The sequence below is a fragment of the Peribacillus suis genome, assembly GCF_059384845.1.
In genome coordinates this window covers 1,904,880-1,928,948 of record NZ_CM182019.1, presented here as the reverse complement: position 1 = coordinate 1,928,948, position 24,069 = coordinate 1,904,880, and the positions used below count along the sequence as shown (strand labels likewise).

Annotated in this window: 22 protein-coding genes and 1 pseudogene; 3 read left to right on the top strand and 20 right to left on the bottom strand. The window is 39.0% G+C overall.

The window, feature by feature from the left end:
* Positions 1-18: 18 nt before the first annotated feature.
* A pseudogene (locus AC503W_RS09450) lies at positions 19-576 on the top strand (DUF3900 domain-containing protein); the annotation flags it as partial.
* Between the two features lie 418 nt (positions 577-994).
* Entirely contained in the window at positions 995-1,240 is a 246-nt protein-coding gene (locus AC503W_RS09445) for a hypothetical protein (RefSeq protein WP_402872779.1), read from the top strand.
* 490 nt (positions 1,241-1,730) lie between these two features.
* Here AC503W_RS09445 and AC503W_RS09440 read toward each other — a convergent pair whose 3' ends face one another.
* Positions 1,731-1,979 (bottom strand): hypothetical protein, encoded by a 249-nt coding sequence (locus AC503W_RS09440; protein WP_402959074.1) that lies wholly within the window; start codon positions 1,977-1,979, stop codon positions 1,731-1,733.
* Between the two features lie 214 nt (positions 1,980-2,193).
* Between AC503W_RS09440 and AC503W_RS09435 the strand changes: the two genes are divergently transcribed.
* A complete protein-coding gene (locus tag AC503W_RS09435) occupies positions 2,194-2,613 on the top strand; it encodes a hypothetical protein (protein WP_427591902.1) in 420 nt (139 codons plus the stop codon).
* 709 nt (positions 2,614-3,322) lie between these two features.
* On the opposite strand, the gene AC503W_RS09430 is transcribed toward AC503W_RS09435, so the two are convergent.
* The 19 genes from AC503W_RS09430 to AC503W_RS09340 all read right to left on the bottom strand — a co-directional run bounded on the left by AC503W_RS09430 (position 3,323) and on the right by AC503W_RS09340 (position 24,062).
* Positions 3,323-3,610, bottom strand: a complete 288-nt coding sequence (locus AC503W_RS09430; RefSeq protein ID WP_402872776.1) for a hypothetical protein — start codon at positions 3,608-3,610, stop codon at positions 3,323-3,325.
* 205 nt (positions 3,611-3,815) lie between these two features.
* Positions 3,816-4,364 (bottom strand): hypothetical protein, encoded by a 549-nt coding sequence (locus AC503W_RS09425; RefSeq protein ID WP_427591901.1) that lies wholly within the window; start codon positions 4,362-4,364, stop codon positions 3,816-3,818.
* A gap of 544 nt (positions 4,365-4,908) precedes the next feature.
* Positions 4,909-5,760 (bottom strand): methyl-accepting chemotaxis protein, encoded by an 852-nt coding sequence (locus AC503W_RS09420; protein ID WP_402989440.1) that lies wholly within the window; start codon positions 5,758-5,760, stop codon positions 4,909-4,911.
* A gap of 1,255 nt (positions 5,761-7,015) precedes the next feature.
* Complete coding sequence (nadE, locus tag AC503W_RS09415) at positions 7,016-7,846, bottom strand: NAD(+) synthase (protein WP_427651264.1); 831 nt, start codon at positions 7,844-7,846, stop codon at positions 7,016-7,018.
* A gap of 29 nt (positions 7,847-7,875) precedes the next feature.
* Positions 7,876-9,345, bottom strand: coding sequence for a nicotinate phosphoribosyltransferase (locus tag AC503W_RS09410; RefSeq protein WP_402989449.1), 1,470 nt, complete (start codon positions 9,343-9,345; stop codon positions 7,876-7,878).
* Between the two features lie 49 nt (positions 9,346-9,394).
* Positions 9,395-9,949 carry a cysteine hydrolase family protein gene (locus AC503W_RS09405; RefSeq protein WP_402989452.1) on the bottom strand — a complete coding sequence of 185 codons (555 nt, stop codon included), beginning with the start codon at positions 9,947-9,949 and terminating at the stop codon, positions 9,395-9,397.
* Between the two features lie 13 nt (positions 9,950-9,962).
* Positions 9,963-10,727: an NUDIX domain-containing protein gene (locus AC503W_RS09400; RefSeq protein WP_402989455.1), complete on the bottom strand. Its 765-nt coding sequence runs from the start codon at positions 10,725-10,727 to the stop codon at positions 9,963-9,965.
* 238 nt (positions 10,728-10,965) lie between these two features.
* Positions 10,966-12,711: a methyl-accepting chemotaxis protein gene (locus tag AC503W_RS09395; protein WP_494917012.1), complete on the bottom strand. Its 1,746-nt coding sequence runs from the start codon at positions 12,709-12,711 to the stop codon at positions 10,966-10,968.
* A gap of 310 nt (positions 12,712-13,021) precedes the next feature.
* Positions 13,022-14,551, bottom strand: a complete 1,530-nt coding sequence (locus AC503W_RS09390) for an acyl-CoA carboxylase subunit beta (protein ID WP_494917011.1) — start codon at positions 14,549-14,551, stop codon at positions 13,022-13,024.
* A gap of 23 nt (positions 14,552-14,574) precedes the next feature.
* Positions 14,575-15,357, bottom strand: a complete 783-nt coding sequence (locus AC503W_RS09385; RefSeq protein WP_494917009.1) for an enoyl-CoA hydratase — start codon at positions 15,355-15,357, stop codon at positions 14,575-14,577.
* A 19-nt stretch (positions 15,358-15,376) separates the two neighbouring features.
* Entirely contained in the window at positions 15,377-16,276 is a 900-nt protein-coding gene (locus AC503W_RS09380; RefSeq protein WP_494917007.1) for a hydroxymethylglutaryl-CoA lyase, read from the bottom strand.
* Between the two features lie 17 nt (positions 16,277-16,293).
* On the bottom strand, positions 16,294-16,506 hold the full coding sequence (locus AC503W_RS09375; protein ID WP_402872747.1) for an acetyl-CoA carboxylase biotin carboxyl carrier protein subunit: 213 nt from the start codon (positions 16,504-16,506) through the stop codon (positions 16,294-16,296).
* 57 nt (positions 16,507-16,563) lie between these two features.
* Entirely contained in the window at positions 16,564-17,913 is a 1,350-nt protein-coding gene (locus tag AC503W_RS09370; protein WP_494917005.1) for an acetyl-CoA carboxylase biotin carboxylase subunit, read from the bottom strand.
* A gap of 12 nt (positions 17,914-17,925) precedes the next feature.
* Entirely contained in the window at positions 17,926-19,572 is a 1,647-nt protein-coding gene (locus tag AC503W_RS09365) for an AMP-binding protein (protein WP_427591892.1), read from the bottom strand.
* 101 nt (positions 19,573-19,673) lie between these two features.
* Positions 19,674-20,816, bottom strand: coding sequence for an acyl-CoA dehydrogenase (locus tag AC503W_RS09360; RefSeq protein WP_402872737.1), 1,143 nt, complete (start codon positions 20,814-20,816; stop codon positions 19,674-19,676).
* A 65-nt stretch (positions 20,817-20,881) separates the two neighbouring features.
* Entirely contained in the window at positions 20,882-21,559 is a 678-nt protein-coding gene (locus AC503W_RS09355; RefSeq protein ID WP_427687335.1) for a TetR/AcrR family transcriptional regulator, read from the bottom strand.
* A gap of 146 nt (positions 21,560-21,705) precedes the next feature.
* Positions 21,706-22,164: a staygreen family protein gene (locus AC503W_RS09350; protein WP_402872733.1), complete on the bottom strand. Its 459-nt coding sequence runs from the start codon at positions 22,162-22,164 to the stop codon at positions 21,706-21,708.
* A 70-nt stretch (positions 22,165-22,234) separates the two neighbouring features.
* Positions 22,235-22,987 (bottom strand): YybI family spore inner coat protein, encoded by a 753-nt coding sequence (locus AC503W_RS09345; protein ID WP_427687337.1) that lies wholly within the window; start codon positions 22,985-22,987, stop codon positions 22,235-22,237.
* 28 nt (positions 22,988-23,015) lie between these two features.
* Positions 23,016-24,062 carry a cytochrome d ubiquinol oxidase subunit II gene (locus tag AC503W_RS09340; protein ID WP_427687338.1) on the bottom strand — a complete coding sequence of 349 codons (1,047 nt, stop codon included), beginning with the start codon at positions 24,060-24,062 and terminating at the stop codon, positions 23,016-23,018.
* Between the last annotated feature and the right edge of the window lie 7 nt (positions 24,063-24,069).

The window sequence follows — 24,069 nt, the reverse complement described above, 5'->3', positions numbered from 1 at the left end:
CTTAAATGTAGTCATAACAATAGTTCAGCTACTTCCTACCCCTTCATGCCCGAAGAAGGAATTGTCGAAGAAGGTGAACTGAAAATCCACCAGGCTTCACATGCCCGCTACTTCGAGGATTTCCTTAAGTTCGTAGAATATGGGGAATCCATGCCAGAAATTATGAAAAACCAGGTCATTCATATGGTCCATGAACATGTATCTGCACAATTCGAAGAAAACAGCGACGAACTGCAGAAATTCGAGCAAGACCTCGAAATCTGGGAATCAAGTGAAAAACGGGAAATCCAGGAACGCTTAGAAACCCACCAGGTCGTCGAAGCAACTGCCCAAATCGTCGAACATACACCAGAAGCCGAACTGCGCATGAAGCTTGGCAGTACCTCCGTTAAAGGACTTCTAGCCGATTTCGGGGATAGCATTCATTTAGGCAAGATTAATGGGAAGTATGTATTAATGATAGAAGCCGACACGATTCAGTTCGATAAAGGCGTTTCACCGATTGAATTCCATAGGCCAGATGATTTAATGGAGATTGTGGAGCGGATTAGTAAGAAGAGTGTTGGAGAGTATTGAGGGGGTTTTATATAGAGTTTGAAATTTTGGTTTCCTAACGCCAACAGTATGAATATAACTATAATTTCTCGCATTTTTGCGACCGCAATTGTTATCACAAAAAGTAAAAATTAAGGATTTATGGCTTATATTTTAAAGGATTTCATTTTATAAAATATCATTCTAGCCACTCCGCTAAAAAAGCAGAGTGGTTTTTATCTATAGAATTTCTATTTTAAACGAATCTTTTGGATCCTCCACGGTTTGATTTCAACCTGACTATTGGCCTTCTTTGGAAACTATACTATCAGAGATTGATAACTGTCCATTCAAGGCTAACTCCCCCCTTTGATTGTAGAAGAGACCAATAATAATTTGCATTGCCATCCAATGCTTACCAACATATAATAGAAGTAATACAGTTTAAGGGGGAATATAAATGAGTGAAAGTAGAGATCCAATTGATACTACGCTGGCTTCTCATTTAAACATGCGACTCACTCGTTTAGCCAAAGAAAGGGATATCCAGATGGAGAAATTGCTGGATAAGTCTGTGGAATTACTACTTGAATATATGGAAGATCATGAAAACCTTAACGATCATATTAAATTAAATAATGTGGAAGCCATCAATAAAAATAGGGAAATTATCCTTCAAAGCAGGCAATTATTAAAGGATAAATAATACAAATAAAAGCACAATACCCGTAGGTAAGGTGCTTTTTTCTTCACTACAAAATTTTAGCTCCTTCGCAAAAAATCTTACAAAATAGTCTTTTTTAATCCAAGTAAAAAGGCAGTCCAAGAACTGCCCTAAAAAATATTCATTCACCTAATGATGAAATGATATTAGTAGTAATAACAACTTTTTTTATTCTTTTTACAAGAACAAGGTCTTTTTGGAACCCAGACTGAATAAGGGTCATTCTCCTCATAGCATTTTTTCACAAAGCAGCAATTTGTACTCATAACTATCTCCTCCTTACTAAATTATATGCATGTACTTATCGGAGTGTGTGGACAAGTTGCTTATATAATTAGTGAGAAATGGTGACAAGAGTACATATTGATGTCTGTTTCTTAGGCGTACAAGACAATCACCTAAATAAAGAATGGCTTTATATCACCCTTGCAGGAGAAATCCTTGAATATGAGAAGGTCACAATATTTTCTGCTCAGTTAAATTCACCTTTATTATACCGATTAATCAAATTATCCCTAACAAATTCTCTACTGGAAGGTGTTAGCTTTGACCTTTCTGGATGGATCAAATCTCCAAATGGTCTCTCCCGAACAAACTTGATTTCTCCTTCAAACTCCACTTGTGCATCCGCATCATATCCTACCACTTTCACGAAACAAGTGTTATGTCCCGTTTTTATAAAATCGATTACATTTAAAATATGTTGGTTTTCACGATTCATATTTCTTCCCCCAAAGCTTGGTTGTTATTTATAAAATATACATATCAAAACGGTTCGTCCTGCCCATATTTAAGATATTACACCTTCCCTCTATTTAAGCAATGATAAAATAAATTGAATTTGGTAATCCTATTAAAATCTGTTTGATGTACCCTTTTTATATCCTTAATCCTTCTCTATGAAATTACAACCTGCTATAATTTAGAAATTGGAGGTGCACTATTTGAAGGAAATTATTCTGGTTTTAACCGAGATCATCAATAACATTCATGATTTCATCCTGATATTTGTAAGTGATACACTAAACTTAAATGCTACGGATAAAGATCTACACTTTTGGATAATGGGCATTATAGGGATTATCATATTCATCTTTGTGCTAATTTTATCTAACATCATATCAAGACTACGATTTGGCATTACCATACTTTCTTTCATTTATACATTCACCGTCATGGTGGTGTTGGTTTTTGCAATTGAAATACAACAGGCGTTAACTAGTAGAGGGAATATGGAATTTCAAGATGCTGCCATAGGTCTCTGGGGTTTCATCGTCTTTTTCTTAATTTTCGTTGTTCTATCATTTTTATACTTATTCATTAAAAGAATTTTGAAACAGACTAAAAAAAGATAACAAGATACAAGCCTGAATATATCTCCACCACAATGAGAAAACGTGCACGCTTGAAAGCGCGTTTTTTCATTTTTTCCTTTCTTCTACAATAACTTCCTATCAAATTACATCCGTTTCATCGTCTTATCTATGTAACATCTTGTCGCCCCCCTATTTTATTAATGTATATATAATCACTAGCCACCAGAAGAATGATATTAGTAGATACTTAGCGATATTATTCAAAAGTTTGAAAATGAATTTCATTTATTACTCCCCAAACCTTATTAATTATCTATCTACTATTATGTATGTAAAATGCAAGTAAATAGTTTGTACAAATATGTTAATTGGACTTGCCAATGTAATCATTCTGGATGAATGTTGGGTACGTTCGAATCGATAAATATGTATGAAATGTAAGTTTTAATTCAGTTTCCTCCATGGAACATTTAATTATCTACTAAATTTTAACTTAGATGTGTGGATCCCCTATGCTATAAAACATCTTATTACCTCTTGTATTTTTATTATGTATTCTATCGAGGACTATTTTGGAAGATATTATACGATTTTATTAACTAATTATTCTTGGTTCATAGGGACACGCTGGTGTAGAACCTATCATAAATAATAGTTTGAAAAACCCCGGCTAACTAGTGAAAATTACTGTTAGCATAAGAAAAAGCCACCGCTATGGTGACTTAATTTATCCTAGGAATATCATTACTTAACTTGCAATAAACCCTCTATCTTTTAAAATCGTTTCAGAAAGATCATCCACAGCTACGTATCCTTTTTCTAATAACTCATTCAAATAAATTTTATTATAAATAAACATGAATATAAGACCAGTAAAACCGAAGGTAAAAGATGCAGCTAAAAATATGATAATCCCCCATTTCCAATCTCCTCTAAAAAGAGGAGGTAAAAAACTAAAGAAAAATACTGTCCAGCTAAAACCCACTTTCACTGTTTTAACCATATTCGTTTCTGGATGCTTTAAATTAACTTTCACTTATCTCACCTTTTCTATTATATTATTACTCCCGTACACATGGCTTTTCTACCAGTTTACTAATACATCATTCTCATTACAGTTACCTATTATACCATTTGAAAACGGTTTTGGAAGAAATAACATAAATCTTTTGGACTATTATTTATAACTTGAAACGTATTTGGATATCTTCGGTTGATTCGTTGTAAAGTTAGATAAGCGTTCAATTAAATGCTTCATTTATTAATAGATTTATTTTGCTTATATTACCTAAAACCATATCATTGCTATAAATCCTTATCCCGACATCTGAGAGTAAGTAAATCGTTGCGTTTGGATCTAAATCAGTATTGTTTTTAAGTTTATAATTATCCTCCATATTGTACGAAATAATCTTATGAAGATGCATCTGTTGACAATCACATACTAACCCGTAACATCCATTGGTAATACAAAAAAGTATATAAGGCATCAATAACTTTAAATCCCTATTACTTTGTACTTGGAAAACTTTCAAGCTTATATTTTCTATATCATTTAAATGAACCAGCTTGGATAGTTTTAAGTGTTCAAAATCTTCATAAAAACCCATGCCATCATTCATTACAATAAAGAAAGGGAAGTTCACAGTATTCAATAGAAAAGTATAGGTTAAACCATTATTTGAATCATCTCTAAAAAAGTATATAAGATCTATTGGAGGATTATAGATCCTATCCAATACTTCATCCTTTTCTATGGATTCACTCACTTCGTAATCAAATGTACGCATTTTTCTCCCTCCTTTATCTTACCATCCAGAAAGCGGTTAGGAACTTTTCGTTAGGGGGCGACTGCTATAGAATTAGGATATTGGGTGTGGCTTTCCCTATTGCCCCTCTAAATAATTGTATTTTATGTTCCTCATGAATAGCCTTAATTTCCACCTTTACATCATCATTTGGAATGAAACAAATCATACACTTCACTAAATCATAATACGTACTATAGGGACTCCCAGCTTTTCGAGTCAGTCAACGGATTTATACCTTAACTCTTAGACTATTGGTGCTTGTCCTATTTGGTGATTTTTCCTTATTTTGAATTAAAGCAGTCAATTTTTTCATGTATCGTTTCCATATGTAAACACTCAATTTCATTATGAAGCGCTTCAATAGAGCCTTCCACTAATATTTGGTTTTTTTCTATCTTTCTTCAGGTATATCGTTCAACAACCTGTGGTTTTTTCTGCAGAAAATAGACAAAAAACTGCAGCGCCAATTGTTAAATGGATGTCTATCAATTGGATACAGTTCAATGCAGTGATTTTTATTTTATCATTTTCCCTTTAACATATCCTGTGCCATTTCTGCCAAATAACTTGCATGAGAACTGATGTCCATCATGGTTGCTGAAATTTCTTCTGTTACCGCCGATTGATTTTCTGTTTCTTCATTTATGGACGTAATGGAGGTACTTAGGGTTTTAATCAGATCTTCAATATTGTTGACCGATTTCTTTATTACCTCTGTATGACTTCTGGAATTACCCGCCAATTTTCTGATTTCATTTGCAACTACAGAAAACCCTCGCCCAAACTCTCCAGCCCTGGCTGCTTCGATTGAGGCATTCAAACCTAGAATATTGCTAAGATCAGAGACTTCCCTTACCATCTTAGACACTTTCTCGATTTCACTAACACTTTGCAAAACAGAACTCGATTGATTGGAAATATGCTGCATGCTCTCGGATAAAACAATAGTGCTGGCAGCAAGCTCTTCAATTGTCCCGGTTACTTGTTCGACTGCTTTTGATAATTTAGAAGCAATTCCAAACAATGCATGATATTGCTCCATACTTGCACCAAGTCCAATTCCGCCAATCACCTGTCTCTTTTCATCAAAAAGAGGGATTGCACTTGCAATAATCGGGACACCGAAAACTTCTTCTGGTACAAAAACTCTTACAGTTCTTCCAGTTCTAATGGCTTCCGTAATAGCATCATTTTTTTGAAGTGGATAGCCCGGCTCGATACCAAGGGAAAAAGTCTTGCCCGGTACACTTAACAAAAACTTTTCCGTATCGCATACACCAATTGTAATGTCTTCAGGCATTAACTCGTTAAGGAGTGGTGCGATTGATACAAAAGCTTCCAACTGCGGTTGTAAAGAATAAAGACCCATTTTCATCGTTGCACACCTTTCAATTATAAGTTAAATATGAGTCTTTTTTGAATAATATTAAATTAATAAAAATTTGTTACTCAGTATAAAAGAACCCTTGTTTTTTATCGACCAAAACCAAAATGTATTTATGATAGCAGTAGAAGTTTAAATATTCTAACTATTAGAAACTTATATTCACACAAACCTTACCTAAATAGAACCTATCCTCATGGAGTAAGGTTCTATTTTCAAATCCTTCGTTATCCTATATAAAGTTTGTTTGCCTCTTTTGATGTTAGATACCCATACTTTATTGCCTTTTTTAATAATCCTCTATTTATCGCACATAAGCGAGCATCTGTGCCTTCGTTATTAAACTACTACGTGTATATCTTCATATTTCAAGTTAAGCTTCTAATTTATAAGTTAACCACGCAACTAAACCTCCTGTAATTGCGCCTACTACCATCCAAGCTACATTACCGTTCGGATTCACATTCATAACCGGATAATTATTCCCATACGTATACCCATTCTGTGACAACGGCTCCTCATCGTCTCCTGGATGTGGATCTAGGGCTAAAATGTTCCGTGCTCTGAGTTATGGTTAATATAAACCCTTTTTTCTTTACAACTTCCATATCCAACACTTCATCGGTATAGAAGTATTCATGAGTTGTATCACCCACTTTTTTGGTTAAACTCAAACCATTTTCGACATAGGTGTTTGAACACTTGTTATGGGCTGTGCTTCATTCATATTTTGTGCTCATCTTGTAATAATTTGCCACCTGCATCACATTGGTAGGCTGTATCATATTGCTTTTCTTTGTTTAACTTCATAATTATATTAAAAAGAATCGGGATCAGCTTTTTAAGTAATCGACTCTTAAAACTATCTTTTTGATATTTTACGTAATAAATATATACCGTATATAATTGCAGGTATAGCTATTAACCGAAGAACTATGTCCAATATTCCAAAAATCGCATACAGAGGGGAAACGCTTACATCGATACTCATTTTATCATCGCTCCTTGTTCTAATCGCTTACCATTAAGGATTCTATAAATGGCTTTAAAGTTAATAAATGGACATTTTGTACTATGAAATAATCAATAAATCATCTTCCTTATATGTGAAGTTTTTATCTTCATAGTATTCCTCTTCAGTAATCCCGACTGAGTCAAAAAAACCGCACACTCTTAGTTAAAAGAGTTGTACGGTTTTTTTGGGGCTCTATATTGAGTCATTATCTAGTATGGCTACCTTTTACTATCATTTCCACCATGTATCATACACATTAATGGCTTCATTTCGTTTGTGTTCCGTTTTTGTATACCAGCCTTCAATGATTTCGGCCGCTTCTGTCCTAATATCTTTACCTTCTAGGTAGTCGTCAATTTCATCATAACTTACCCCTAGGGCAACTTCATCAGGAATCAATGGTTTATCATCTTCTAAATCGGCTGTTGGAATTTTCATATATAGTCGTTCAGGTGCTCCCACGAATTTCAGGATTTCTTTGCCCTGTCTTTTATTCAAACGGTAAAGCGGAATGATATCAGCTGCACCATCTCCATGTTTGGTAAAGAATCCCGTGATGGCTTCTGCTGCATGATCTGTACCGAGGACTACACCTTTATACAGTCCTGCTAAATCATATTGGACCTTCATTCTCTCGCGTGCCTTTGCATTGCCTCTTAGGAAGTGTGTCAATTTTTTTCCTGTCGCTTCCTCTACTGCACGTACAGATGCGTCAACCGCGCCCTTAATGTTGACGGTTACGGTCATGCTTGGCTTGATAAATTTCAGAGCTAGCTGCCTATCTTCTTCGTCAGCCTGGATACCGTAGGGGAGGCTGACAGCGATAAATGTATACTCGGTGGTCTTCAACTCTTGATTCAATTCATTGATCGCTACTTGGGCCATGTAGCCAGCTATGGTTGAGTCCTGACCACCTGAAATTCCAAGGACGAAACTTTTTAGAAATGAATTCTTCTTCAAGTAGTTCTTTAGAAGATCGACGCTCTTCCGGAATTCAATTTCTGGATTGATCGTTGGTTGAACAAGTAATTTTTCTATGATTTCTTTTTGTAATGGACGCACTGTATAACCCCTCTTCCCAAATAGATTCGTTATTTTGTAAGCTTTCTATCCACATTGGCTTTCACTTCATCTATATTTCTCATTTTATTATCCCAACATTCCTGGCTCAGGTCGACGGGGTATTCTTCCGGATTTAAGGCCCTTAAGTATTCTGGCCACAATACTTGAATGTTTCTTAACGTAAAAGCTTTAATTTCATCAATCGATGGCAATTCGTACGTTAATGTACCATTTACAAAAATGTCTTCGTGCAGGTCAATTGCATCGAAATCTGTGACAAATTTACTTAAGAAAGTGTGCACGGGATGAAACATTTTTAGTTTTTCCTGTTCCTGTGGCTTTTCAAATTCCATCGCCAAGTAATCACCTTCTGCATGGTGGTTGACCTTATTAATGATCCGATAGATCCGTTTAAGACCAGGTGTCGTTACCTTTTCAGGGTTGGAAGAAATTTTGATGGTATCTCTCATATTCCCGCTTTCATCTTCTATTGAAACCATTTTATAAACGGCACCCAATGCAGGTTGGTCAAAAGCGGTGATCAATTTTGTACCGATACCCCAAATATCAATCCGCGCTCCTTGTTGCTTCAGGTTGATAATCGTATATTCATCCAAATCATTCGATGCTACAACTTTTGCATCTGGGAAACCAGCTGAATCAAGCATGCGTCGTGCTTCTTTTGAAAGGTAAGCTAGATCCCCGCTATCAAGACGGACTCCGATGAAATTGATTTTGTCCCCCAATTCTTTAGCAACGCGGATGGCATTTGGTATGCCTGAACGCAATGTATCATAGGTATCGACCAAGAACACACAGTCTTTATGAGAGCTTGCGTATTTATGAAATGCTGTGTATTCGTCTTTATAAGCTTGGATCATAGAATGTGCATGTGTGCCTGATACCGGTATTCCGAATAGCTTTCCTGCACGGACGTTGCTTGTGGAATCAAACCCGGCGATATAGGCAGCACGTGCTCCCCAAATGGCTGCGTCCATTTCTTGTGCACGGCGTGATCCGAATTCCAGTGCAGACTCATCGCCAATAACCTGCTTAATTCGTGAAGCTTTCGTAGCAACGAGTGTGTGATAGTTCACAATGTTCAGCAACGCCGTTTCAATGAGTTGTGCTTCACCAAGAGGTGCCTCTACACGTAATATCGGTTCGTTGGCAAATACAAGCTCGCCTTCCTTCATGCAACGTATCGTCCCAGTAAATGAAATATTCTGCAAATAATTCAAAAAGTCCTCTTCGTAATGCAATTCTTTTTTCAGGTATTCAATATCGCTTTCTGAAAAGCTAAAGTTCTGAAGATAATGGACAATCTTTTCTAGTCCCGCAAAAATTGCATACCCACTATTGAAAGGAAGCTTTCTAAAAAAAATTTCAAATACTGCCTTTCTGTTATGGGCATTATCCTCCCAATATGTTTGAGCCATATTGATTTGGTATAGATCAGTGTGTAGCGCGTAGCTATCGTCATTATATTTGTTTTCCATGATAGTTCCTCCCAAAAGAGAAGCGGTACCTCCCTTTTTTTCTGTGACGTTACTTTATGATCGTTGCGCCTAAGACCCCTTCGAAATGGGTAAGTGCCCAATCGTGTCCTGTCTGATTAAATGAAGCGATTGCATTTTCATAAATGAAAATATTATAACCTAAATTGTAAGCATCCATGGCTGTGTGAAGAATGCATATATCACTGCATACTCCGACTAGGTATACATCTGAAATATCCCGCTCCCTGAGTTTGATATGCAGGTCCGTGCCTGCAAAGGCCGAATAGCGTGTCTTATCCATATAATGTACATTTATTAGATTTTTATTGATTTCATATTCATCTTTAAGCTTTCCATATAAATCTCTACCAATTGTACCCCGAATATTATGAGGGGGAAACAAATCCGCTTCAGGATGATAACCGTCTCCTTTTTCATGAAGATCGATCGCAAAAACTGTATAATCGCCTTGTCTAATAAACTCTTTTGTAATACTGACAAGTGCATCTTCTATCTCCTGACCAGGCTTACCACAAGTCAATGCACCATGATCGGCTACAAAGTCATTCGTATAATCGATATTAATCAATGCTTTTTTACCCATTTTTCATTCCTCCTCAATAATAAATCGAGTCCGTGACTATCTCAGCATTAAATCGGTAAAGTTGTGAGGGACGAAATGAATTACGTTTCGTTTTCTTCTGTAATCCCTTTTCATCCAAAACCTTTTCCAAGAATGGGAGCTTTGGAGCTTTAGAAAAAAACAATGAATCTGCGCTGATTTTTGCATCATCCCGTACTGTCAATAGAACTCGTTGTAGCTCCGAAAGCGTAAATTCATCCGGCAAGAAGTTTTTTGCAATGGTCGTTTGCATCATTTCTTTTTTCAGTAGTTCAATCGCTTCATTAATGATTTTATAATGATCAAAAGCCAAATCCAGTTGTAAGACTTCCTTAATCGTAAATAAGTCGACCTCTGCGGCATCATCGTTGGCCTTCCTTTGATGGAGAAATTTCTCCTGAACAATTGCATAAAAAGCATTTGAGATGATCCACCCTCTCGGATCACGGCCCGGTTGGTCATACATACCAAAATGTTTCACTTGAAGTCCTGAGACTCCAGTTTCTTCATTTAACTCCCTTTGTGCGGCTTCATAGGCCGTTTCATTAGCATTTACAAAGCCACCGGGCAAGGCCCATTTATTGCCTTCAACATTTGGATTTCCTTCCTTATCTGTAGTCGCTCGTTTAATTAATAATAGTTTCAAGAACATTTCAGGTGGTGCTTTTTTCTCGGTTTTTTTAGCCGTTATCGTAAAGATAGCAATGTCTGCAGTGTATCCATCTGGAGTGATATATTTCTTTTTACCTTGCTGAACCATGGCAGCTCTCACTTTCTTTCTTTTAAATAAATGGATGAGTAATTAGTAAATCCTTAATTACTAATTATAATACTCTCGTTTTCACTTTTTTGCAACATTTAACATTTAATTATTTCCAATTTTAAGGATAATTATTTTTATTGATTCTAAAAAGTTGACTCGTAGCTTTACAGTAGTAAAATTGTTGACATACAAGAAAGAGACTGTCTCATTTAAGGGACAGTCTCTTATTGAATTCTTAAACTGAGTATTGATTACTCATTTCTTCTAAATCTTCAGAAGCAACGGCCAAATTGGAAACTAACTGTTTCATCTCTCCAGTCATTGCGTTAATTTCTTGAGCAGATGCTGATACTTCCTCGATACCAGCAGCATTTTCCTCAGATATGGCCGCAACTTCTTCAATGGACCCTTTCATTTTTTCTTCTTTATTTGTCAACAGGATTAACTGTTTTGCCATGGAATGAACCAATACATTCATAGTGGACAATTCCGTAGAAATATCATCGAAAGTTTCACCTGTCTTATGAAGGTTTCCTCTTCCCTCATCCACTTTCTCTAAGCCTGATGTAAGGATTTCCACCATGTTTTTTGAGTTATTATTAACGTTACTGACTATTGTAGAGATGCCGTTTACAGAATCAGAAACTTGTTCTGCAAGTTTCCTTACTTCATCCGCTACCACCGCAAAACCTTTCCCCTGCTCTCCTGCTCGAGCCGCTTCAATCGCTGCATTTAAAGCGAGTAGATTCGTTTGATCAGCTATATTGCTAATGAGCGTAACAAGCGTGGTTACTTCTTTATTTTGCGATTCCAAAGTTTTCACCTGATTCACTGACTCCGAGACAATATTATAGATTTCCTGCATTTTCTCAATTGATGAGCTCATTAATTTCATGCCAGTCTGTGAATCATTAATTACTACTTCTGTTGACTGGGTAATTTCTTGACCTTGCTTATTTGTTGCGGCAATGATTTCGGAAAACTCTCTCATATCCACCGAAAGTGTAGAGGCTAAGTTAGCTTGAGACTCTGCACCAACCGCCATTTCATCCATCGTGACAGACACTTGAGTTGTCCCTTCATTTACTTCGTTAGAGGAATTATTCAATTTACTGCTCTGCTCATGTAATGATGATGATAGACCATGCATTTTTTGTATCATTCCAGATAAAGTCTCCGTCATTTTTTCAAAAGATGTATAGAGTAATCCTATTTCATCTGTAGATTGTATTCTATTTTCCCGCGTTAATGTCGAGGCCTCTTCAAGCTGCCCCTTCGTAATAGCATTTGCAATATCTGATAGTCGCTTGAGAGGATTAAGCTTCTTACCAAGATAATAGTAGACGATTCCCAATATGAGTACAGTAAAAATAATCGAAATTGCAATGACAATCGGTAAAAGGCTGGATAGTACGCCATTTTTAATCGATTTAATAGTTTCGGCCTCCGTATCGACACCGAGAATGCCTATGACCTTTCCATCTTTGTCTTTAATGGGTGCGAAAGATGACATATAGTTTCCGTACTTTTCATCTTTAATGATATCTGTACTCAACGTTTCACCCATCAAGACAGGTGATAACTCTTCATAAGTAATCGTCTCTATAATTTCCCCAATGGGTGACCCTTCACCAGAATCTAAACCGTTGATCATCATTTTGACCTTGTTGTCTTCCACTGCATATGTATATACATACAGAACACCGGACTTAATTCGAAAATCATTTAATTGATTTTTAATTTGATTGTATGTGTCATTGACTTTGGGCTCATCAAGAAATTTCTGGTAGAGGACTGGATCGATATTTGAAACTACTCTTGTTGCGTCTTTTATACCTGTTTCCTTAAAGGTTTGTTCAACCGATTGGGAAGAATCATAGTATAATGTTGCCAGATTGAATAGTAACAAACATGCTATTAAAACAAATAACAACTTAATTAGCGATGTTTTTATAGATTTACCTTGAAATATATTAATCAAGATGTTTCACCTCATAAAATGATTTAAGAACAGTAGGATGAGTACGTCTTATACCTATTTATCGTCCCTATGAAAATTATATGAAGATTATTGTAGAGATTATATGTTGGAAAATAATAGAAACAAAAGCATTGGGCCGAAGGGTACTGTATGATGTTATATTCGTTAAATACGAATATATAGTAAAGCGAGGTATTTCCCATACATGGGAATACCCCCACTTATCAAGCTAGTAGTGGAGGTATTCTCACATCACATTTTAATGAGCATTACCACTATTAATAAAGGTGCTTTTATTAATAGTGATTAATTAAACCGGATACACCCCGTGTTTCCGATCAGTAAATGTTAGCTGTTTACTGCCATATGCTTCAAAACGATTACTTAATTCATCACGCAAATCATTAGGCTGGATGATTGCGTCGACAATCATCTCGGAAGCCAAACGATAGATATCGATATCTTTATTATATTCTTCTCGTTTTTGTTGAATAAAAGCAGGCCGTTCTTCTGCTTCCAATGCGTTAATTTTATTCGCGTAGACTGCATTAACAGCAGCTTCCGCACCCATAACGGCAATTAATGCGGTCGGTAAAGCTAATACACAATCCGGTTCGAAAGCGGGACCGGCCATTGCATACAATCCGGCTCCATAAGCTTTTCGGACCACTACAGAAATCTTTGGTACTGTAGCTTCACTCATGGCAGAAATCATTTTTGCGCCGTGTCGAATGATGCCCGCTTGTTCCACCTTGGTACCAATCATGAAACCTGGAATATCCGTAAGAAACAGTAGCGGGATATGGAACGCATCACATAAGTTAATGAACTTGGCTGCCTTATCAGCCGAATCATGGAATAATACCCCCCCTTTGACTCCTGGCTGGTTAGCGATGATTCCGATTGATTGACCATTCAATCGGGCGAGACCTGTAATCAATTCAGGTGCGAATAACTTCTTAATTTCACAAAATGAGTCACGGTCTATGATTCTGTCGATTAAATCATACATATTGAATGGTGCATTCTGATTTTTCGGAATCAAGTCTTCAATCGTTTTTTCAAAATCAGCAGGCAATTCTGATTGGCACGCTTTTGGCTTTTGTTGATAATTCCCTGGAAAATAACTTAAGTATCGACGGGCAAAGGCAATCGATTCTTGTTCTGACTGTACCAGAACATCTCCACAACCTGAAACGGAACAATGCATTTTTGCTCCGCCCATTTCCTCCTCGGTCACTTTTTCTCCAATGACCATTTCAGCCATTCTCGGTGAACCTAAGTACATCGACGCATTGCCTTCAACCATGACAACAATATCGCAAAAAGCCGGGATATATGCCCCGCCAGCGGCTGAAGGTCCGAACAGGAGGCAAATCTGTGGTACTTTACCGGACAGTTTCACTTGATTATAAAAGATCCGCCCAGCCCCACGGCGTCCTGGGAACATTTCGACTTGATCCGTGATACGGGCACCTGCTGAATCGACTAAATACAGAAGGGGTACCTGTAACTTATCGGCCGTCTCTTGAATACGGATGATTTTTTCAACCGTTCTTGATCCCCATGATCCGGCTTTCACTGTTGAATCATTGGCCATGACACAGACGGTCTGTCCATTGATTTTTCCAATCCCTGTGACAACTCCATCCGCCGGAAGGCCTTCACTCGTACAATTGGCAAAAAAGGCATCCTCAATATCTATCCCATCGTCAAATAACAGCTCTAATCTTTCACGGACGAACAGCTTCCCTTTTTCCGCATTTTTTTGATGGTATTTCTCCAAACCGCCCTTACTTATTTTTTCAACCTGTTCACTGAGTTTATCGGTTGTTACCATTTATCTTCCTCCTTCAACTGAAGTTAATGACCAGTAAATATCGGTTTGCGTTTTTCCTTGAAGGCCGTCAGACCCTCCAACCGGTCATCGGTTTGTAGCGTCGTCTGATAACAGTCCTGTTCGATTTGCAGCCCCGTCTTTAAATCGGTTTCTACTCCCTGATTGATCGACATTTTGGCTGCTCGCAGGGCCAAAGGGGCGTTAACGGCAATTTCATTAGCCAGTGTTTTGGCTACTTCAAGCAAGTGCTCGGAATCGACCACCTGGCTGATGATGCCCATCTGTTTTGCTGTATCGGCATCCAGTCTCCTTGCCGTATAAATCAGTTCTTTTGCTGTCGCTATGCCAACAATCCTAGGGAGACGCTGGGTCCCCCCGCCCCCCGGAATAATGCCAAGTGAGGTTTCCGTTAGCCCCATCTTTGCTGTGCTTGATGCAATACGAATATCACATGCTAGAGCTAACTCGAGACCTCCACCAAAAGCGGATCCATTAATCGCAGCGATGACAGGAACCGGAAGACTTTCAACTGCCGATATCGTGTCACCGATCAGTTTAAGCGTTTCCTTGACTTCCGCCTCATTCATCCCAGCCCGTTCCTTTAAATCTGCGCCTGCGCAAAAAGCCTTATTTCCAGCCCCTGTTAAAATCACTGTCCGAAGATTGGACAGCATTTTCAATTCATTCAGAGTTTCATATAAATTATGAAGAAGTTCCCTGGATAACGCATTGGCTGCATCCGGCCTATTCAATGTCACAATGGCTATTCCATTTTCCTCATGGCTAACCTTTACATTCGATAACATTACTTCACCTCTCGTGCGTTTATTGTGCGTTGTAGATGGCCATCTGATGGCTAGGTAAAGGCTTTTCCAAACAGGTTTGCATCATGGAGGCTGACTGGATCAGTTTTTTGGAGTCGATTCCCGTGTCAATGCCCATATTATGAAGCATGTGAACTAGATCATCTGTAGCCACATTTCCACTCGCACCCGGTGCATATGGGCATCCCCCAAGTCCTCCTAGCGCCGAGTCGAACGTGTCAATTCCATAGTCCAAAGATTTGAGGACATTGGCAAGGGCCATCCCCCTAGTATCATGGAAATGGAGGGCCAGACTGTCCTTGTCATACCGTTTCACCGCTTGCTCTAGGAAAACATCCACTTGTCTAGGAGAGGCGACGCCAATCGTATCTCCTAGTGATAGCTCATTGATCCCATACTCGAATAATTGATCGCATACCCTGAATATCTGATTGATATCAATTGGTCCTTCATAAGGGCACCCAAACACAGTGGAAACATACCCTCTTACCGTCTTTCCTGAATCTTTTGCTACATCAATGACTTCCTTTAGAACAGGGAATGTGTCAGAGATTGTTTTATTAATATTCTTCAGATTATGGGTTTCACTGGCTGACATGAAAACCGATATTTCATCCATATTCGCTTCAAGGGCAGACTCAAACCCCTTTCGGTTCGGTACGAGGGCCGCATATGTGATAGTTGGATTTCGCTTGATTCCTTTACCTACCTCTAAGGCATCCCCCAATTGAGGAATCCATTTAGGATGAACAAAAGATGTCGCTTCTATATAAGTAAGACCGGTTTCGGAAAGCTGATCGATCCACTCTATTTTTCTTTGGGTCGGGATAATGACCTTCTCATTCTGAAGTCCATCCCTAGGGCCTACTTCCTTAATAGTTACGCTTTCAGGCCATTTCATCCTATCCCTCCGTCCCTTTATTCAATGACGGCCAAAACATCGCCTTCATTCACAAAATCTCCCTCATTTACTTTAAGTTCTTTGAGCGTGCCCCCCTTTTCTACTGATATGGGAATTTCCATTTTCATAGATTCCAAAATGATGATATCCTGTCCGTCAGCAACACTTTGTCCCTCACCTGCTACGATTTTCCAAACGCTTCCTGCCATGCTCGCTTTTAATTCTCCCATTTTGATTCCTCCTGTTTTCTTAATGAAAGGTATAAGACCCAGTAGGTCTCACCCAACTTATACCGTGATTTTTTTAATATACTTATTGATGAAATCCGTCGTCGTATCCCCTTTATGGAAAGCCTTATGTTCAATGATTTCCTTGAGCAACGGAAGATTCGTTTTAATTCCTTCTACTTTATATAAATTCAATGCTTCTTTTAATCTATCGATTGCAATCTCACGAGAAGCTCCGCTAACCACCAACTTGGCGATCATCGGGTCATAAAAGTGGGAAACGACCGAGTTATCCTGAACCGCAAGCTCATGACGGATCCCTTCGCCTTCAGGTAAGGACAAACCGGTCATTGTTCCTGGTGCTGGATAGAAGGTCTTAGGGTCTTCTGCATAAATCCTCACTTCTATGGCATGCCCCTGTCTTTTAACATCCTCTTGTGTAAAAGAGAGTTTTTCTCCGTTGGCGATTTTGATTTGCTGTTCCACAAGATCGAGACCCGTAATTTCCTCCGTGACCGGGTGCTCCACCTGAAGTCGTGTATTCATTTCAAGGAAATAGAATTTCTTGTTGGCATCAACTAAAAATTCCAATGTACCAGCATTGTGATAACCGATGCTCTTTACAGCTTTTATAGCCGCTTCACCCATTTTCTTTCTTGTTTCCTCATCCAGAAAAGAAGATGGGGCCTCTTCCACGACCTTTTGATGACGTCTTTGAACCGAACACTCCCGCTCCCATAAATAAACGGCATTCCCAAATTTGTCAGCCAGCACTTGAATCTCGATATGACGCGGTTTTTCAATTAACTTTTCAATGAACATATCCCCATTACCAAAAAATAACTGAGCCCTTTTTTGATTGCTTTCGAATGCTTTCGAGAGATCTTCCTCGTTAGTAATCATCTGCATACCGATGCCCCCGCCTCCAGCTGACGCTTTCAGCATAATAGGATAACCAATCTTTTCGGCAACAGCTGCTGCCTCAGCACTATCGATTAATGGGCGCGAAAAACCTGGGACTAACGGGACCCCCGCTTGTTCCATCTTTTTTCTGGCTTCTACTTTATTGCCCATCTGTTGAATGACATCTGGATTGGGACCGATGAAAATCAGACCTGCTGCTTCGCATGAGCGTGCAAAATCTGCATTTTCGCTAAGAAATCCATAACCAGGATGTATGGCATCAACCTTAGCCTCTTTAGCAATTTCTAAGATTTTTGGGACATTCAAATAGCTTTCCTGAACGCGGGGCCCTCCTAAAAGATAAGCTTCATCTGCATATGAAACATATGGAGATTCGGAATCAGCTTCTGAATAGACGGCAACAGTCCCTATACCCAATTCCTTACAAGTACGAATGACACGCGAAGCAATTTCACCTCTGTTTGCAATAAGAACCTTTTTAATCATCCCATTACCTCCTTATTTAGTCCGTTCAGCTAATAAATCAAGAGTCTGCTCCCGTAACTTATACTTTTGGATTTTTCCGGATGCAGTCATTGGATAGACATCCGTAAAATGAATGTAACGCGGGATCTTATGATGAGAAATTTTCCCTTTACAGAATGCTCTTAGTTCCTCTGCTGTCAGGCTTTCTCCTTCTTTCAAGATTATCCAGGCCGTTACCTCTTCTCCATATTTCTTATCGGGAATGCCCAAGACCTGCACATCGACTATTAAAGGGTGCTGATAAAGAAACTCTTCTATTTCCCGGGGGTAAATATTTTCGCCCCCACGAATTATCATATCTTTCAGGCGACCGGTTATCTTGCAGTACCCGTTTTCATCCATTACAGCTAAATCTCCGGTATGAAGCCACCCTTCCGGATCAATGGCCTCCTTCGTTGCTTCTGGGTTTTTGTAATACCCCTTCATGACATGATAACCTCTTGAACAAAGTTCACCCTGTTGGCCCCGCTCTAGTTCCTCTCCGGTAGCTGGATTTATGATTTTCACTTCCACATTCGGCAACGCCCGACCGACGGAAGAAACACGAAGTTCAATGGGATCATCTGTACGGGTCATCGTAATTCCTGGTGACGATTCCGTTTGACCATACGTGATCGTGATTTCTGAAATCCCCATCTTATTCACTACAAGTTTCATGACTTCAATCGGACAAGTGGAACCGGCCATGATTCCTGTCCGCAATGACCGCAAATCATACTGATCGAAGTCATCAAGGTTCAACTCCGCGATGAACATCGTCGGTACCCCGTGAAGCGCAGTACATTTTTCTGCTTCCACGGTTTGAAGTACGGTGCGTGGATTGAATTCAATAACAGGCACCATCGTAGCCCCAACAGTAACTGAAGCCATCGTCCCAAGGGAACATCCAAAACAGTGGAACATCGGGACCGGGATACAGAGCCGATCTTCGTTTGTGAGTTTCATGCAAGACGCAGTATTCAACCCATTATTGACCAGATTTGAATGGGTCAACATGACCCCCTTGGGGAATCCCGTCGTGCCCGATGTATATTGCATGTTGATTACATCTTCCGGCTTCAGGTCCTTCATCCGATTATCGAGCATTTCCTCTGAAATCCGATTACTTCCCCTTAGGACATCCTCCCATGAAAAAGTACCGGGATAACGAATGTCACTCAGCATGATGATATTTTTTAACTTTGGTAGTTTCTCAGATTTTAATTTACCTGGCTCCGCAGTCTTTAGTTCGGGAAGAATCTCATAAAGTGTCTCGATATAGGAGTGATCCCTATATTTATCCATCAAAATGATTGTTGTCGCATCCGATTGTCGGAGGAGGTACTCCAGTTCACTCGTCCGATAATTCGTATTGACCGTGACGAGCACCCCACCCATCTTGGCGGTTGAAAATTGGGAAACGACCCATTCAGGCTTATTGGTAGCCCAAATGGCAATATGTTCACCTTTCTCAATACCAAGAGACATAAAACCGCGCGCTGCCTGACGACAAACCTTTTCGAATTCACTATAGGTATATCGTAAACCTAGTTCATGATATACCACCGCTTCATTACTCCCGTATTCAGTAGCGGTCTTTTCAAGCAGTTTGCCAATCGTAATATCTTGCAGATCTGACATCAAACTCCTCCTATCAAATAAAGGTAAGATGAACGCTTTTTATTAAAAGTGATAAAATCTGCAGGACTCCTCTAAGAACCTAGTTTCAGGTTCCCCAAAGATCAGCAACCCAATTGTCTAGCTATTACCATTCTTTGAATCTCGGAAGTACCTTCCCCAATCTCTAGCAGCTTCGCATCTCTTAAGTAACGCTCCACTTCATATTCACGCATGTACCCTGATCCTCCGTGGATTTGAATCGCTTGGTTGCTCGTACGGAATGAGGTTTCACTAGCAAAAAGCTTGGCAAATGCCGCTTCTTTCGCAAATGGCTTTTTATTATCCTTTAGCCACGCAGCTTTATAGACCATATTTCTCGCCAATTCTATTTCCATTGCCATATCAGCCAGTTTGAACTGAATCGCTTGGAAGTTGGAAATCGTTTTACCGAACTGAACACGTTCTTTTGAAAACGCCAAAGCCCTGTCGAACGCCGCCTGTGCTATTCCGACTGCTAATGCAGCGATGGAAATCCTTCCTCCATCCAAGGTAAATAAGAATTGTTTGAATCCCTTTTCCGGATCACCCAACAGATTCTTTTTTGGCACCCGTACATTATCAAGAATGATTTCACATGTATTAGAAGCTCGCACTCCCATTTTTTCGTAATTACTATTTATCGTTAATCCCGGTGTATCTGTTGGGACGATGAAAGCCGAGATGATATTTTTCCCCCTGCTATCTTTCCCTGAAACGGCTGTAACTGTGATGGTCCTTGAATAGCTTGCGTTCGTTATCCAGGTCTTCTCGCCATTGATTACATATTCATCACCTTCCACTACAGCCGTCGTTCTCGTACCACCCGCATCAGAACCTGCATTCGGTTCAGTCAAACCAAATGCTGCAAGTGTCTCACCAGTGGTGATCGGGATTAGGTATTTTTGCTTTTGCTCCTCGGTACCAAAGTAATAAATTGGGCTCGCCCCTAGCGAAACGGCCGCAGCATAGCTTAATCCTGTCCCTCCACAAGCTTTACCAATTTCTTCAACAGCAATCGCATAGGAAATCGTGTCACCGCCTGAACCCCCGTATTCCTCCGGGAATGGAATACCAAGTAACCCGAGTTTTCCCATCTTTTTGAAAACGTCTTCTGCAAACATGGACTTCGCATCCAGTTCTATAGCAATTGGTTTAATCTCTTTTTCTGCGAATTCCCTTACCATTTCCTTGATCATTTGCTGCTCTTTCGTAAGTGAGAAATCCATTTATTCATTCCCCTTTCATAGTAAGACCAACTAGTCGGTCTGTATCGAATGTAAACGCTTTAACTTTAATCGATATCCATTTGATTCTTTAGTAAATAAGGTTGGATGCTTGCATCATTTTTGAATTCTTCCGTTAATAGGCTCTTTAAAATTAAATCGACATAGATTCGTCCGATTTCTTCGATTGTCTTTCCGCCGTCCCGTTTATACCATTTGTAGGTCCAGTTCACCATGCCTAGTATGGACATCCCGGTAATTTCCACCGGTAACTCGCTACGGAATTCTCCCTTTTCAATTCCTTCTTGAATAACGGAGAATACAATTTCTTTATACTGGTGACGTTTTTTTTTGATTGCTTCTACATAAGGTGGTTTAAGATATATGCTTTCTTGATAGAAAACCGAAATATGTGGTTTATAGAGGTCAAACACTTTAACAAACGATAGGATGATCTTTTGCATTTTTGCCGAAGGGTGTATGTTATCTGAGGTGGCTTCCTGTGCTTTCGTTAAAACATAGGATATAAAGCAATCATGAATGACAAATAAGAGCTCATCTTTAGAGGAAAAATGATGATAAAACCCCCCCTTGCTCGTTCCGCATTCTTTCACGATTTCGTTCACAGAAACTCCGTGGTATCCATTTTGTTCAAAAAGGTTCAGTGATGTTTCAATGATTTTATCTTTTAACTCCGTAAGGCCATCACTCCTTATGTATCCGCTTACATGTAATCCATTAAACAAAAACTTGTTTGTTCACCAAGTGGATTTAATTAGATTTTACCAAATATTATCAGTTTGTCAATTTTTTAATATATAATCGTGGATGATTCGAATCTATACATTGAATCCCCCACTTAACTCATGAAAAGTGATAAGTGGGGAACAATTCAATTGATCCAATAGCATCGAGGTGTGTCGTAAAAGATACGCTGATTGAATTCGGGGAAACCGGATTGAAATTGAACATGAATCGGGCAATCAATCAACCATGGGAAAAAGCAATAAAATTCTTTATCTCCATTAATTATCGCCGTAATAGCTAAATCCAGGTTTTGCTGAAAAATTGTATATCGGGCTTTTGCCTGATCATACTCATTTTCCAAACCATCTACAAACACATTGACCGTTAAGAGATATTGACCAAGAGATGCGTCCCAATTAGCCAACACTTCATCTCTTTTTTTTGCATCCAAGGCAGAACACTCATATTGCGTACCGATGGTAAGGTATAGATCACCTGTTTCATCAGAATGAGTCAGTGTATATTTCCTTCCGTCTACAGGGAGACATGGGGTCGTGGGTGGCATAAACTTAACCGTTAATTTTTCCGGATGAAATTCTGGCATCCCTTCATACTCCTTTTGAAAAATACAGGTTTACCTTATACTATGACAGTCGCCCATCCCTGGTGAATATCTACTTTTTCTTGACGGGTTTCACCACTGTTTTCATCAATTTCCACCCATTATTATATGACCAAACCGATTTGATTTCTAACAATGGATCTCTCCCATCCATTCCCATTATATATTGGACACCCGATAATCCCTTCCCTTTTCCAAAGATAGTCTTTGGTTTCAAAGAAGTGTATGAATGAACCAATAACTCCGTCGACTCATTTAACATGCCATCCTGATAAATCCCCAACTCTTCATACTCTCTCTTCCTTGAACTGACATCTACAATCACAGGCTTTTTCCCTTCAATTTTGAATTCCGCTTTGTACCCATCGAGAAATTGGGCGGTGATTGGAACGGAGGGCGGAACATCCAAATCCTTGGCCTTTCCATCTTTGAATGTATAAGCATAACACTTTAGTGTACGCTCTATCCCTTCCGTCAAGACAGTAACAAGCACATCTTGTGTCCCATCTTTATTCAAATCGACCAGTGAAAGTTCCGGCTTATACCCGGCTTCGAGTGGTACACTGATTGATTTGCGATTACTTTCTACTCGCAACTCGATTTCTTTAAGGAACTTGCTACCTTTGTCGAAAGGTGTGCCTTGGACCTGGATTATGTCAATTTTTTTATCCCCCGTAACATCCCTTTTCGAAGAGATATAGGTCCCATCCTCTGGGAAATTTTTATCATGTGCTTCGACCGCTTGATAGCTTAAAAAGATTGAAAGTACTAAAACCGAATATTTTAGTAATTTTAACTTTTTCATGGCAATTCCCTTTCTTATATCAAATTGACTAATTCGAAATATTCCGCTTTTTGAACTTTCTTCGTTGATCTTTCATGAAAATGGACCAGAAGTAATAAAAACCAGGAACTAATATTGCAAATCCCACAATATAGGTAGCGAACACGGCCCTGAATGAAGTGGGGTCTGTAAATGCTTCCATTATCCTGACATTCGGATAGATGATATATGGTAAATGGGCGACCCCATAGACATAGCTTCCTATCATATATTGGATGATAATCGCTATTACGGCGAGCCTTGGCATCCCCTTTACCTCTTGTTTGGAAAAATAGGGCAGGTAAAGAGCTACACCGCTAATGATAAAAAAGATAAGGGAGACCAATAGCAGTGTGGAGTTCTCCATCATTCCTTCGTAAATCCACGATGCTTCTTTTTTCAGTGTGAACATTACGAGAAATGCCATGATTAACACCAATGGACCTGTAATCATTGCGTCACGGCGGTAGATCTTATACGACTTTAGCTCATCAGCCTGTTTCGAATAATCAGACAGAAGCAAAGATGAGAGAAACAATGTACTTAAAATACCAAAGCCTAAAAAGGCATATTCATTTGCGCTAGTGAAAAGTTTAACTAAATTTAATTCCTCGTTCCCCCCTACATTCTCGAGAAATCCAAGATGGGTAATCGGTAAAACACTGATTAATAGGCCAGGTATAATGAGACCCGTTATTCCAGATATATAAGTCAACATCTTTGCATACTTGTCCAGGCTGTGAGAGAAGACGAGAAAAGCACTTCTAATGCAAAGAAGAAGTAAAATTAAACTGGCGGGGACAATTAATGCTACTCCAATAGAAAATACAGCACCTGGAAATAGGCTATAAATGGCAATAACAAGGCCTACAACAAATGTATTCGTCACTTCCCAAGTCGGAGATAAATAACTATTTGCTATCTTTGTGGCATTCGTATGCTCTTTCTTGATATAGATCATTGCCCAGAATCCTGCACCAAAGTCCATGGACGCCATGATGGCATACAAGAAAATAAAGCCCCACACAAGCGTTATCGCTAGAAGTGCTTCATTCATTCACTAT